A 12,983-nucleotide genomic window follows, 5' to 3' on the forward strand; every position below is an offset into this window, starting at 1 on the left:
AATACGCAGGACGGTTGTGCTACTAGTTCGCCGCTTCCATCGAACATTGACCGGCGCGCGCCCTGGTTCCCTCCCAGGACGTTGCGTGCGGCCGCACCTCAGGCTGCCTGGGAGGCGGCTTCAGCTTCCTGATGATTAGGCAGTCGCTTGCCAGCGAGCGCACTCTGGCGAGGCCTGGAGGCCACCCATGCGTCAATCGTCGATTTCCAAGTAAAGCCGCGTGGCCCGACGTAGAAATCATGCTGCGGGAAGCCGTGCTTCTCCCGCCAGCTCAAGATGGCCCAGCGCGAAACTCCAAAGCGCTTGCAGATAGCGCCGTTGTCGAAAGCTTCGTCGTCGCTAGTGGGAACCGCCCTCTGTGCTTTCATGGTGCACCTCGGTTGTTGCGTCCAACAACAACCTGACACACTCGGTCGCACCAAATGTCCCCGCTTCTTTCAGGGGATCGGGAATTGTGGATTCCCACATGCGAGCAAAGAGCGGGAATTCTCCAATCAATTGAGCAAGCTCGCTTTTTAATGCGCGCTCGAGAGCATCCTGCTGGTCAGCGAGAACAGCGATTTCGGGCTCCGCTGCTTGACCTCGCCCTTGAGCAGCAGCCATCATCGACTTAATCACTTCGGACTGAGCCGCATAGCCTTCCATCCGGCCCACGGCAGACATTGCTGAGCGCAGCACTCGAGCCAATTCAGACTCGATATCGGTCACTCCCGTCGAGATGTGCTCGTCGTTCGGGACCTTTGACTCCGACCAATCGAGCAGGCGCGAAAGATGATCAATATCGGCAGTCACACTAGGGAAGATCGTATTGCCCACTGCGGTAACTACCTCCATACCTTCCAGCATGGGGATCAATTCATCCAATGGGTTCGGCATGTGATATCCGAAGCGGCCTTGCTTGCGGATATCACCGCTCGATAGCGCGGTACTCCATCTACGCTCGAGTTGCTTCTCCGTTATCGTGATGCCCAATCGAGCCGCGGCTTGTTCGACAATGAATAGGGCGCCGGGTTCCTTTGTTGGGCTGTCCTTAGACCTGGTAGGCGAATAACCTTTCTCGGTGAAGTGATACGCCAACTTGATGAGCTCGGCGTCGCGTTGAGTTTGTGACTTCGTCATGCCCACCGGCGGGCGATATTCGATCTTGTTGTCGAGCACCAGATCTCTGAAGTTACGGATCACTGTGGGCATTGAGACTGAGCTATCGCCGCAATCCTGGTACTGACGCAGCATGTCTCGGAGAAGCTCGTACGCAACGGGGTCTCCATCTCGTGCCTTCTTGAGTACCTTACCGGCCTTCTCTTCAGAGAGTCTGTAGAAGCTGATTAGATCGTTCTTTCGCATTCGATCCGCTTCACCCGCTGGCAATAGGATGAGGCAGTTCAGCTTGAGCAGCGTGAACAGGGTGAAACGTATGGCTGCATCAACGTCGCCTGGGCGGAATGGATCGCGTGAAGGCTCTTCAATGCCAGCGCAGTCGAACGCCAGAAGGAAATGATCCTTGGGATGGCCTTCTGTGCGCGGGACCATCACGACATCGAAGCAACTGAGCCACATCGCGTAGCGCTGTCTTAGCGTGCCACTGTGCTCCTTCAGCTTTCCCGCCAATGCGAGCTGGCGCAGCATGTACTCCGCCTCGTCGATCGCCAGCTCGTCTTTGGGCTCTATCTTCGTATCGTTCAGTAGCTTCTGCCGGCGTCGTGCTACTTTCGGACGGCTCATCGCGTTTCCCCCTCTAGCCAGCGGTCCTGGACCCAAGGGGATCAACCACCCCATATGATATTCTTCGTCCTCTTGGTCTTCTTGGTCCTCTTGCCTTCGGCGGATCTGCGATCTTCCTGACGTGCCGCGCCCACAGTTCGAGAGCTTCCCGCTTCTCGGTCTCATAGGTCCAAAGGTTATAGATGCCCGCCACTCCAGCCTTGCTGCCGCTCACGTGATTGAGTACGGCCTCGACGACGTGCGGCAGAACACCAAGGCGTGCCATTCCGGTTGCCACCGTCCGGCGCAGATCGTGCAAGTTCCATTCGGGCATGTCTGTTGCCCGCGGATCATCCGCTTTCGCGAGCTTCGTAATGCGCTCGTCCAACCGAGCCTTGCCCCTGCTGAACCCGCTGAAGGGCGTGCGTCCTCCGAGGCCGTACAGATGATCCTCGCCAACGATCTTCGGTGCGCCTTCAAGAATGGCGATCGATGTCGTGGTCAGGGGCACCAGGTGGGGCAAGCCGTTCTTCGTCCGCTCCGGCGGCAGTATCCAGGCCTTTGCCTTGGTATCGAGCTCCGGCCGCAGTAGGCCTGCGACTTCGCCGCGGCGCTGGGCCGTCAGAATGAGCAGACGCACGATGTCGCCGAACGGGAAACCTTCGATCTCGGCGGCGCGCCATACAAGGTTCAGTTCGGTATCTGAAAGGATACGCGTGCGCTTCCCTTCGGCTAGCGGCTTTGCGAGGCGGAATGCCGGGCTGGTTTCGATGATCTCGGCATCGACGCACCAATTGAAGAACCGCTTCAGGGTGCCGAGTTCGCGGTTGACCACGGTCCGCCCGCCACGGGCTTTGCTGACGTCGAGCAGTTCGTGAATGTCCCGCCGGCGGATTTTGGTGACCGGTCGCTCGGCCCAGCGCGCGACAATCCCCCCGGGAACCTCTCGGAAGACCGGGAGGCCCTTGGTACGGGTTTCACCACGAACGACATGCAGCCCGAGCAGCCGTGCGGTTTCCCACCACGATCGGGTGTTGGGTATGACGTAGCTGTCGAGCCACCGCCGGACCAGGACGCCGAAAGCATCCCGATCGGCCTTGGGGGCGTGCTGTATCGTTTTGGCGACTTTCATCTCGGCGGCGGGGTCTTCTCCGCGCTCGATGGCCTCGAGGGCATCCTTGGCGCGCTCCCGGGCCTTCACGAGGTCGACAACGGGATACGTCCCGAGGGTCAACTTCCGCGGACGGCCGCCGTAGCGGTACCGTACACACCAGGATTTGGTTCCGGAGGGCTTGGGCTGGATGACGAGCCGAAGGCCCGGCATGCCAGCATCCGCGACTTCGCGGCGTGTGTCGCCAGCGTCTAGCTTGTCGATGGATAGGACCGTAAGCAGCTTTCGCAATTTGCGCACCGATAGAATGTGAGGGGTAACAAGTGGGTAGCGAATCATGTCGCTACGAATGTCTACCCATCACACCGATTCGCTACTATGCGAATGCTCGAAACCACTGTGTTTACTGGTGATAACCAGAATCGGCCACACAAGAACGCAACCTTATGCTACAAGCTGGCAGGCTCTTTGGGAGCAGGGGGTCGCGAGTTCGAATCCCGCTGCCCCGACCAATTTCGCCGAGCGCTGTGAGGCCGAGCCCTCCGCGATGGCCGCTGCCATAAAAATCGACGGCGCAAAGATCGATGGAATTCGATTTAGCTTCCGCACGCGAGTATGCGCGATCTGGCAGGACAGAGGAGTGGGTGCACGCCTACTTGAGTGCCGGAGGCTGGGCCAACCCTGGTCTTTCGAACGGCCTCAGGCTGGCGAGACGATGGTGGATCGGACCGGTTGAGCTTCCATTGGCGCGGCTCGTGCGAAAATGCGGGCCTGAACCCGAGATGAAGTATCGCACGCCGGCAGATCAGTGGAACGAGCGGACGGGACGCATCGCGTCAACGGTGAGCGATCCGGCACAACTTCCGCCTGCTATTGCCGAGTACCAGAACGGCGTGCTCACTCTGGCTGACGGCAATCACCGCCACGAAGGCGCTCGTCGGAAGGGTTGGGCAACCCTGTGGGTGCTTATTTGGTTCAATCATGAAGCAGAATGGCGAGCGAGCGAATGGTTCGGCTCCTCGAATTGTGCATCATAGCGAGCACTTCGAACGGCAAGGCAGCCGTCACAGCCGCCGCGGCTAGGCTGCCTTGCTGGCCGCTGTGACAGGCAACTGGGTGTCCGCTGCCCCTTGATCGCCAGTGGCTGTGCCTGCCGACGCAGCATAGACCACGTATTGGTTCCAGGGCTGCCACTTGGGGCTGGCCTCTCTCACCCGTCGAAGGACGGACGAGTTCTGGAACAGGTCATCGTACTGCGGATAAACGTACACGACATAGGCTTCGCGGGGCCTTGCCCTCAGAGTGGCCTCGAGATTGGCGATGATTTTCTCGAGGATCTCGCGTCCGAACGGATCGAACAGGAAGAGCACGAACGGCTCCTCACCGTAGGCGTAGTCGAGAGCGTCCATGCAATGCAGCTCGAATGCCGCGCACTGCTGGGATGAAGGCTTGTAGCGCTTGATGTTCTCTTCGGCGACGTGGTGCAGATAGCTCGACAGTTCGACGCCGACGATCTTCGTGAACGGAAATTCCGATGCGACGAGCAGCGCTCGGCCTTTGCCCGACCCCATGTCGATGAACGTGAACTTGTTCGGCGTCAGCGGCAGAGAACCGATGATCTCGTATATGACCGAAGCCGTCGTCGGCACGTAGAAGTGAACGGACGTCTTCTGGTGGTGCTCGAACACGGGAGCCGAAGTATCTGTGCCGAAGCGTGCATCGAAGGCTTCGTGCCGCTCCTCGACATAGGCCCTTGCATATTCGAACAGGTAGAAGAGGCGTCCGATCACGGGGCCGTTGAGATCCAGCGGGCCTCGGAACACCTTCGTGAGCAGGGGGTTCATCGCAGCCATGATCGCCTTCCAGGTAACGCGTGTTTTTGCTCTTGCCTCGGAGGCGGGCGTCGCGATCGGAGACGCGACAACTGAATGCGGACGATTGATCGCTCGGCCCTTGTCGCGATTGGCCATGAGGGCGCGCGCCGGCGCTTACAGCGGCCGGCTGATCGCACCGGGATCGCAGCGCATACGGGAGCGCCCGGGCTTCCGAGGTTACTGATGCCAGCTATGTTCGGCAGGGTGGCGGGGCATCAGCACGCCGCTCGCCGGTTGAAGTTCGTATTTTCATTGAAGTAGCAACTCATGAGAATGCGACATTCGATCTCGACGGCGCCGTTGCGATGCTTCGTCGCGGATCGCGCGCCTGGGATTTTTCCTCCGGGGAGGATGGTACGGCGATGCCGCGTGGCATCGTTGTTAGGGCCGTCTCGGTCGGGAGTGACGCGCCTCCAGCCCGAGGCTGATCTCCGTGTTTTCAGAGCGAGCGAAGAATGCTAACGGTCTGTCTGAGATCCGCATTGGCATTCCTCCGGCCGAAATTCCGGCCTCTCACCCGGAACCGCACGCCCATGATCGCTCGCATCTATCGTCCTGCGAAGACCGCCATGCAGTCCGGCCAGGCCCGCACGAAGGCGTGGGTGCTCGAGTTCGAGGGCGCTGCAGCGCGCGAAGTCGATCCTCTCATGGGCTGGACGAGCTCGACGGACACGCGCGCGCAGATCCGCCTCGAGTTCGATACCAAGGAAGAGGCCATCGCCTACGCGGAGCGCAACGGCATTCCCTTCCGTCTCAGCGAGCCGAAGCCGCGTCAGCCCATTCGCAAGTCCTACGCCGACAACTTCAAGTTCGGCCGTCGCGAGCCCTGGACGCACTAGTTTGCTCGCCGCGGGCTGCTGGGAAGGGGTGCTGTCGCCTCTGAGCGTGGTGTCATGCCCGCGGCCGCCATGCGGGCAGCTTAGTCCAAGCCGAGACGAGGTTCGGGCAGCAAACCCGAGCGGGTCATACGCCGTGGGCATGTCGCCGCGGCCAAATATGAGCGTCTCTTCCGGGCTGCCGCGCGGAAAAAAGAGCGATGCTCGGCGCGCCACAGGGAAGTGCCGCGGGGCTGACGGAGCAAAGAAATTTGGGGAATGCCATTATTCGTCGGCACGAGCCGAAGCGCCTGTAGAATATGAACGATCGTTTATTTGTGTCACGTTAATAGGTTAGAAGGAACCGTGTCCGAACGGTGGCGGGTGGCCTCCGAAGCAATTGTGTTCATTGAGAAACTGCTTGTACGAAAAATGACAAATTCCTATCGGATGATCACAACGCTGAGCAGAGGGTCGGGGGGCCGCACGCACAGCGACGGGGGAATGCATGTCCGAGCGGATTGCCCCGATGGTCGATCGTCGACCGTCGTATGGGGGATTTGCGGTTGAACTGGCAGCATGTCTGGTGAGTGTCGAGGGGGACGAGCCAGTAGTTCTTGTCGACGAACGAAGTCCAAGCGAAGCCCGCTTTCCGAGCGTGGCCTTCGATCCTGGAGCCCACAAATGTCTCGACCGAGGGGTCAGGGACTGGCTCCTGGAGAATACCGGTCTCGAGCTGGGGAGACTCGAGCAGGTACACACCGCGCGCCGCTCCGGCGCCGGCGGCGGGATCGGCGAGCCGTGCTCCGCCCTTTCAATCGGTTTCCTGGGGCTTGTTCCGCCCCAGCAGCGCACGAGCGTCACGCAGGGCACGTGGCGTCGCTGCCTCGACTTCATGCCGTGGGAGGATCGGCGCCGGCGCGGCGGTCTGACGGGGCATGAGCGGGTGGGCCAGCTTCTGCTCGATCGCCTCCAGTCGTCGACGCTTGTCGGCGAGCACGCGCTCGAGCGTCAGTCACGCCGCGTGCGGACGGCCTTCGGCCTCGACAGTACGGCATGGGAGGAGACGAGCACGCTCGAACGCTGTGACCTCGTACACAAGCTCGGGCCGCACCTCAGCGAGCCGAATAGCGTCGCGTACGTCGATGGCCTCGCGGGGGAGACGCTCACCTCAGTACGGATGGTGCCGGATCATCTCCAGATCCTCGCCGCGGCGCTGGGCCGCCTCAGAGCGCGCCTGCGTGTGCGTCCGATCGCGGTCGATCTGGTTCCACCCGTCTTCACGCTCCTCGATCTTCAGCGTTCGGCAGAGGCGATTCTCGGGCCGAGCCTGCACAAGCAAAACTTCCGCCGGTACGTGGAAGGCGCGGGCGTGATCGAGGCCACGGGCACCATGCGCCAGCAGACCGGAGGTCGGCCTGCGCAGCTTTTCCGATTTCGTCGCGAAGGCGTGAGCGAGCGCCGTCTCGCCGTCCGGCGCCATGCGGCAACGGGCACGCTTCAGCGCGCTTGATTTCGCCATCGGTGGATGTCACCTCTGGGCGGGCTGCCAAGGCGGCCCGCCCTGTTATTTTTCTTGCGGCTCCGACGTAGTGAATTTGTGAGGTGTGATGGAAGCCGTAAAGTGGATCGTCGTCTGGGGATTGGTCTCGCTCGTGTCGGCGGTCGCGGCCGGTATCATCGCGAGCTACAAGCGGCGTGATCACTCGGCCTGGGCAGCGTGGTGCTTCGTCTTTCCGCCGCTGCTGATCGTCGTTGCCCTGCTCCACACGAACCAGGGCCCGCGCCCGCGCCGTCCCTCACTGGACGAGGATGACGCGACCTCGAGCTGAGTGCGCGAGCGGGTCTCGGCCTCAGTCCCTGCTCCCGCCGCCGCGAGCCGCGCGACACTTCAGTCCTTGTCGCGCACCGCAGCGTTGGAGCTGATTGCCGCCTGCGCAGCGGCAAGGCGCGCGACGGGCACGCGGAAGGGTGAGCACGAGACATAATCGAGGCCTGTCTCATGGCAGAAGGCCACCGAGCGCGGATCGCCGCCGTGCTCGCCGCAGATGCCGATCTTGAGATCGGGGTTCACCTTGCGGCCGCGTTCCGTGCCGATTGCGACGAGCTCGCCGACACCATCGCGGTCGATCGAGACGAACGGATCGACCTCGAAGATGGCCTTCTCCTCGTAGCTCGCGAGGATGGGCGCTGCGTCGTCGCGCGAGAGGCCGATGCACGTCTGCGTCAGATCGTTCGTGCCGAATGAGAAGAACTCCGCGCCATCCTCGCCGGTGGCGATCTCGGCGGCCTTCAGCGCCGCGCGCGGCAGTTCGATCATGGTGCCGATGAGGTAGCTGAGCTTGGTGCCGCTCTCGGCTTCGACGGCGCGTGCGGTCTCGCGGATGACACGCGCGAGGAGGTCGTACTCCGTGCGGTAGGCGACCAGCGGGATCATCACCTCTGGCGTGACGCTCTTGCCGGTCCGCTTCGAGGCGGCAACGGCGGCCTCGAAGATGGCGCGCGCCTGCATCTCGGTGATCTCGGGATAGCGGATCGCGAGGCGGCATCCGCGGAAACCCAGCATGGGATTGAACTCATGGAGCTCGGTGACGCGGGCCTTCAGCGTTGCGGGCGAGATACCGAGGGCCTGTGCAACTGCTGTGATCTCGCGATCCTCGTGCGGCAGGAACTCGTGCAGTGGCGGATCGAGCAGCCGGATCGTCACCGGCCTCTCGCCCATGATCTCGAAGAGCTGCTTGAAATCGGCCCGCTGCATGGGGAGGATCTTCGCCAGCGCCTTGCGGCGGCCAGCCTCGTCGGTCGCGCAGATCATCTCGCGCATGGCGAGAATGCGATCCTCCTCGAAGAACATGTGCTCGGTCCGGCAGAGGCCGATGCCCTCCGCGCCGAAACTCAACGCGGCTTCCGCATCGCGCGGCGTGTCGGCATTGGCACGCACACCGAGCCGGCGCACGCCGTCCGCCCAGCTCATGATCGTCGCGAAGTCGCCGGAGAGCTCGGGCTGGCGCATGGGCACCGCACCCACGATGATTTCTCCGGCCGTGCCGTCGATCGTGATCAGATCGCCTTTCCTGAACGTACGACCGTTGGCCATGAGCGTGCCGGCGGCCATGTCGATCTTGAGCGCGCTCGCGCCGCACACGCACGGCCGTCCCATGCCACGCGCGACGACGGCAGCATGGCTCGTCATGCCGCCACGCGCGGTCACGATGCCGGCAGCGGCGTGCATGCCGTGAATGTCCTCGGGGCTCGTCTCGATGCGCACGAGGATGATGCTGCGCCCCTGGGCCTTGAGCGCCTCGGCCTCATCGGAATCGAACACGATCTCGCCCGCAGCCGCGCCCGGCGAGGCGGGCAGGCCCGTCGCGATGATGCGCTTTTCGGCATCGGGATCGATGGTCGGATGCAGGAGCTGGTCGAGCGCGCCCGGCTCGATGCGCATGAGCGCTTCCTCGCGCGAGAGAATGCCTTCCTCGGCGAGCTCGACAGCAATGCGGAAGGCGGCCGCCGTCGTGCGCTTGCCGGCGCGCGTCTGCAGCATCCACAGCTTGCCTTCCTGCACCGTGAACTCGATGTCCTGCATGTCGCGGTAGTGGCGCTCGAGCAGGTCGAAGATGCGCGTGAGCTCGCCGAATGTCTCGGGCATGAGGGTTTCGAGCGAGGGGGCGGTCTCGCCGGCTTCCTTGCGCGCGGCTTCGGTGAGCGGCTGCGGCGTGCGGATACCCGCGACCACGTCCTCGCCCTGCGCATTCACGAGGAACTCGCCGTAGAGCTGCTTTGCGCCCGTCGAAGGATTACGCGTGAAGGCCACGCCCGTGGCCGAGGTCGGCCCCATGTTGCCGAACACCATGGCCTGGATGTTCACGGCCGTGCCCCAGTCGTCGGGAATGTCATGGAGGCGCCGGTACGTGATCGCGCGCGCATTCTGCCAGGAGCCGAACACGGCCGAGACCGCCCCCCAGAGCTGCTCGCTCGTGTCCTGCGGGAAGGGCTTGTCGATCTCGGCCTCGATGGCCTTCTTGTACTCGGCGATGACGCCCTTCCAGTCGCCGGCGCTCAAATCGGTGTCGAGCGAGAAGCCGTTCAGGTTCTTGTGGTTCTCGAGAATTTCCTCGAACACGCTGTGGTCGACGCCGAGCACGACGTCGGCATACATCTGGATGAAGCGGCGATAGCTATCATAGGCAAAGCGCGCATTGTTCGAGCGCGCGGCCAGCCCCTCGACCGTGCGGTCATTGAGCCCGAGATTGAGGATCGTATCCATCATGCCGGGCATGGAGGCGCGCGCACCCGAGCGCACCGAGACGAGCAGCGGCGTCTCGGCATCGCCGAACTTCGCACCGACGTCGCGGCCGATCTCGTCGAGGGCGGCGAGCACGTCGGCCCGCACATCGTCGGGGATCTTGCCGCCGTTCGCATTGTAGAGCGCGCACACTTCGGTGGTGATCGTGCAGCCGGGCGGCACTGGAAGGCCGAGCGCCGCCATCTCCGCGAGATTGGCTCCTTTGCCGCCGAGGAGGGCCTTCATGTCGGCCTTGCCGTCGGTCCGCGAGGGCCCGAACAGATAGACATGGCGGCGGGTGGCAGTGGCAGTGGTCGTCATCGGCTGGAGCTCCACTCACGGTGCAAGCGGAATTGTTGCGCGCTTGCCTTATCAGGCCAGCGTGTGCGGGGAAAGGCGGAGGTGACGAGTTGTGCAACGCTGCCGCCCTTTGGCCGGTTGCAGTGCCCGCTCGGTCGCGCTTGACGGCCTCCGAGGGCGGACCGATAGACTGGCTCGCGACGCACGCGGCAAAAAACAGGGATGTAGCAGGATGAGCAACCAGCTCCGCGATGTTCTGAAGACCCTCGACGGCGGCCAACAGGCGGCGCTGGATCGGCTTTTCGACTTCCTACGCATTCCGAGCATCTCGACCGATCCGGCCTACAAGGCGGACTGCGGGCGCGCCGCGGACTGGTGCGCGAAGGAGCTCTCCGACATCGGCTTTGCCTCGGCCAAGGTCGTGCCGACGACCGGGCATCCCATGGTTGTCGCACATGACCGCGCGAAGGCCCCTGCCGGGGTGCCGCACGTTCTCTTCTACGGTCACTATGACGTGCAGCCGCCGGACCCGCTCGAGCTCTGGAAGACGCCGCCCTTCGAGCCGCGCATCGCGACCGAGAAGGGCAATGGCAAGGTCATCGTCGCGCGCGGCGCGCAGGACAATAAAGGGCAGCTCCTGACCTTCCTCGAGGCCGCGCGCGCCTGGAAGAAGGTTGCCGGCAATCTGCCGGTCGCGGTGACGGTGCTGCTCGAAGGCGAGGAGGAATGCGGATCGCCCTCGCTCCCCGGCTTTCTCGCCAAGCATGGCAAGGAAGTGAAGCGCGACCTCGCCCTCGTCTGCGATACGGGCCAGTGGGACAAGGATACGCCCTCGATCACGACGCAATTGCGCGGCATGGCCGCTGGCGAGCTCGTCATCAAGGCCGCCGACATCGACCTCCATTCCGGCCTCTATGGCGGTGCGGCCGCCAATCCGATCCGCGTCCTCGCGCAGATCTGCGGCGCCATGCACAAGAACGGCAAGGTCCAGACGCCCGGCTTTTACGACGGCATCGTCAAGCCGACCGCCAAGCAGCTCAAGCAGTGGAAGGCGCTGGGTTTCGACGGAAAAGCGTTTCTGGGCGGCGTGGGTCTGTCGGTCCCTGCGGGCGAGGCCGGCTATTCCGTGATGGAGCAGATCTGGTCCCGCCCGACGCTCGAGTTCAACGGCATCACGGGCGGCTACCAGGGTGTCGGCACGAAGACGGTGATCCCGTCGAAGGCCTCGGTGAAAATCACCTGCAGGCTCGTGCCGGGCCAGGATCCGAAGCATGTGCTCGCCGGGATCAAGGCCTTTGTCGACGCGCGTTTGCCGGCCGACTGCACGGCCGAGTTCACCACCCGGCCCGGCAGCCCCGCGATCTCCTTCGATACGAATGCGCCCTATATCGAGAAGGCCGCCCGGGCCCTGAGCGAGGAATGGGGAAAAACGGCTCCGCTGATCGCGCTCGGCGGCTCCATCCCGATCGTCCAATCGTTCCGCGAGGTCCTCGGCATGGACAGCCTTCTGATCGGCTTCGGCCTCGAAGACGACCGCGTCCATTCGCCGAACGAGAAGTACAACCTGAGCTCGTTCAGGAAAGGTGCGCGGAGCTGGGCGCGCATCCTCGCAGAGCTCGGTCAGCCTGCCTGATTTGCGACCGCGAGCGGGCGGTCTTGTGGACAAAATGTGGACAAGAATCACGCCCCCGTGATTCGGCAGTCTGGTCCGTTAACGGATTGATCGTGTTGCTCTGACTAAGTGCACCAAATCAATCACATTCCCGTTATGGGGAACACGGGTTGTGTATTGATCACGATCAGGATGAACAGTGCAAATTTGGGCCGTCATTAAGTTGACGTGAACGGATAGCAAGCACTATTTCATCGCAATCCGCTCGTATCTTGCTCACTCGTCATGAGTTCCGGTGCGAGCCTTAAGTGAACCAGGTTGCGGGGTGGCGCGTTCTGTCGCTGGCAAGCTGGGTCTCAAGAAACGGGGGTTAAGCGAATGTCTCGTGGTTTTCTCGTGAAGAGCGTGATGGCGGCTGCGCTCGCCATGGTGGTTGCTGCCCCGGCCGTCCAGGCAGCCGACCTCGGCGGTCGCCCGTCGTACAAGGACGAGCCGGACTACGGCCCGCCGCGCTACATGTGGACGGGCCTCTATGCCGGTCTGCAGGCTGGTTATAGCTGGAGCGATGCTTATCTCTTCGATGGCGGTGGCGTTTACGCCAACCCGCAGCCGGAGGGCTTCCTTGGCGGTGCGACGCTCGGCTACAACTTCCAGCGTGGCTCCATTGTCTGGGGTCTTGAGACGGACTTCTCGTTCGCAGATGTTTCGGGATCGCACGGCGTAAGCTCCGCAAAGATGGATTGGCTCTGGACGCTGCGTGGCCGTGTCGGTGTCGACATGAACGGCTGGATGCCCTACTTCACGGGTGGCTTGGCGGTAGCCGACGTTTCTGCATCGGACAACGTAGGATCTGGCAGCGAGACCGTCACCGGCTGGACCATCGGTGGTGGTCTGGAAGTGAAGCTCGACCGGAACTGGAGCTTCAAGGGCGAGTATCTCTACGTCAACCTGGATGATGCCTTCCGCCTGAGCGGTCCTGGCGGTGCGCGCGCTACGCTCGAGGACATGCACGTCGTCCGCGCCGGTATCAACTACAAGTTCTGATCTGACAGGACGGCCGGCGCCCAACGGCCAGAATTCAGCACAACGCCCGCCGGATCATTCCGGCGGGCGTTTTGTTTATTGCGGTGGGCCTGCAGCGTTGTGTTGCTGGCCAGCATCTTGATTGGAAAACAAATAAGCACGACCCACTGCTTCGATTGACGCGTATACATCGCAAGGTTTAACTCACATATCAGGCGCGTCCGTAGTGCTCGAGCGAGGCACTGTTACAAGCATTCGGCCG

At 62.7% G+C, this 12,983-nt stretch carries 10 protein-coding genes; 6 read left to right on the plus strand and 4 right to left on the minus strand.

Annotated features, from left to right (window positions below):
- Positions 1-339: 339 nt before the first annotated feature.
- Positions 340-1,722, minus strand: coding sequence for a hypothetical protein (locus CS1BSM3_RS18960; RefSeq protein WP_072389526.1), 1,383 nt, complete (start codon positions 1,720-1,722; stop codon positions 340-342).
- A gap of 13 nt (positions 1,723-1,735) precedes the next feature.
- Complete coding sequence (locus CS1BSM3_RS18965; protein WP_083528729.1) at positions 1,736-3,151, minus strand: tyrosine-type recombinase/integrase; 1,416 nt, start codon at positions 3,149-3,151, stop codon at positions 1,736-1,738.
- Between the two features lie 443 nt (positions 3,152-3,594).
- Between CS1BSM3_RS18965 and CS1BSM3_RS28100 the strand changes: the two genes are divergently transcribed.
- Positions 3,595-3,849, plus strand: coding sequence for a hypothetical protein (locus CS1BSM3_RS28100; RefSeq protein WP_143149280.1), 255 nt, complete (start codon positions 3,595-3,597; stop codon positions 3,847-3,849).
- A gap of 42 nt (positions 3,850-3,891) precedes the next feature.
- On the opposite strand, the gene CS1BSM3_RS18970 is transcribed toward CS1BSM3_RS28100, so the two are convergent.
- The gene (locus CS1BSM3_RS18970) at positions 3,892-4,665 is read right to left on the minus strand and encodes a class I SAM-dependent methyltransferase (protein WP_174263731.1); all 774 of its coding nucleotides are present in this window, start codon (positions 4,663-4,665) and stop codon (positions 3,892-3,894) included.
- A 554-nt stretch (positions 4,666-5,219) separates the two neighbouring features.
- Between CS1BSM3_RS18970 and CS1BSM3_RS18975 the strand changes: the two genes are divergently transcribed.
- The 3 genes from CS1BSM3_RS18975 to CS1BSM3_RS18985 all read left to right on the plus strand — a co-directional run bounded on the left by CS1BSM3_RS18975 (position 5,220) and on the right by CS1BSM3_RS18985 (position 7,333).
- Positions 5,220-5,525 carry an ETC complex I subunit gene (locus CS1BSM3_RS18975; RefSeq protein ID WP_072389531.1) on the plus strand — a complete coding sequence of 102 codons (306 nt, stop codon included), beginning with the start codon at positions 5,220-5,222 and terminating at the stop codon, positions 5,523-5,525.
- A 484-nt stretch (positions 5,526-6,009) separates the two neighbouring features.
- A complete protein-coding gene (locus CS1BSM3_RS18980) occupies positions 6,010-7,014 on the plus strand; it encodes an NUDIX hydrolase (RefSeq protein ID WP_143149281.1) in 1,005 nt (334 codons plus the stop codon).
- Positions 7,015-7,111: 97 nt separating this feature from the next.
- Positions 7,112-7,333, plus strand: a complete 222-nt coding sequence (locus tag CS1BSM3_RS18985; RefSeq protein WP_072389535.1) for a hypothetical protein — start codon at positions 7,112-7,114, stop codon at positions 7,331-7,333.
- Between the two features lie 59 nt (positions 7,334-7,392).
- Here CS1BSM3_RS18985 and ppdK read toward each other — a convergent pair whose 3' ends face one another.
- Complete coding sequence (gene ppdK / locus CS1BSM3_RS18990; protein WP_072389537.1) at positions 7,393-10,107, minus strand: pyruvate, phosphate dikinase; 2,715 nt, start codon at positions 10,105-10,107, stop codon at positions 7,393-7,395.
- Between the two features lie 211 nt (positions 10,108-10,318).
- Between ppdK and CS1BSM3_RS18995 the strand changes: the two genes are divergently transcribed.
- Both CS1BSM3_RS18995 and CS1BSM3_RS19000 read left to right on the plus strand, forming a co-directional pair.
- Positions 10,319-11,719, plus strand: a complete 1,401-nt coding sequence (locus tag CS1BSM3_RS18995; protein ID WP_072389539.1) for a dipeptidase — start codon at positions 10,319-10,321, stop codon at positions 11,717-11,719.
- Between the two features lie 357 nt (positions 11,720-12,076).
- A complete protein-coding gene (locus CS1BSM3_RS19000) occupies positions 12,077-12,742 on the plus strand; it encodes an outer membrane protein (protein WP_083528730.1) in 666 nt (221 codons plus the stop codon).
- Positions 12,743-12,983: the final 241 nt, after the last annotated feature.

It is taken from the genome of Hyphomicrobium sp. CS1BSMeth3, from assembly GCF_900117415.1.
Lineage (GTDB): Bacteria > Pseudomonadota > Alphaproteobacteria > Rhizobiales > Hyphomicrobiaceae.

Coding starts and splice junctions, on each gene's coding strand:
- CS1BSM3_RS18975 (WP_072389531.1), top strand. CDS start 5,220: ATGATCGCTCGCATCTATCGTCCTGCGAAGACCGCCATGCAGTCCGGC.
- CS1BSM3_RS18985 (WP_072389535.1), top strand. CDS start 7,112: ATGGAAGCCGTAAAGTGGATCGTCGTCTGGGGATTGGTCTCGCTCGTG.
- CS1BSM3_RS18965 (WP_083528729.1), bottom strand. CDS start 3,151: ATGATTCGCTACCCACTTGTTACCCCTCACATTCTATCGGTGCGCAAA.
- ppdK (WP_072389537.1), bottom strand. CDS start 10,107: ATGACGACCACTGCCACTGCCACCCGCCGCCATGTCTATCTGTTCGGG.
- CS1BSM3_RS18995 (WP_072389539.1), top strand. CDS start 10,319: ATGAGCAACCAGCTCCGCGATGTTCTGAAGACCCTCGACGGCGGCCAA.
- CS1BSM3_RS18960 (WP_072389526.1), bottom strand. CDS start 1,722: ATGAGCCGTCCGAAAGTAGCACGACGCCGGCAGAAGCTACTGAACGAT.
- CS1BSM3_RS18970 (WP_174263731.1), bottom strand. CDS start 4,665: ATGGCTGCGATGAACCCCCTGCTCACGAAGGTGTTCCGAGGCCCGCTG.
- CS1BSM3_RS18980 (WP_143149281.1), top strand. CDS start 6,010: ATGTCCGAGCGGATTGCCCCGATGGTCGATCGTCGACCGTCGTATGGG.
- CS1BSM3_RS19000 (WP_083528730.1), top strand. CDS start 12,077: ATGTCTCGTGGTTTTCTCGTGAAGAGCGTGATGGCGGCTGCGCTCGCC.
- CS1BSM3_RS28100 (WP_143149280.1), top strand. CDS start 3,595: ATGAAGTATCGCACGCCGGCAGATCAGTGGAACGAGCGGACGGGACGC.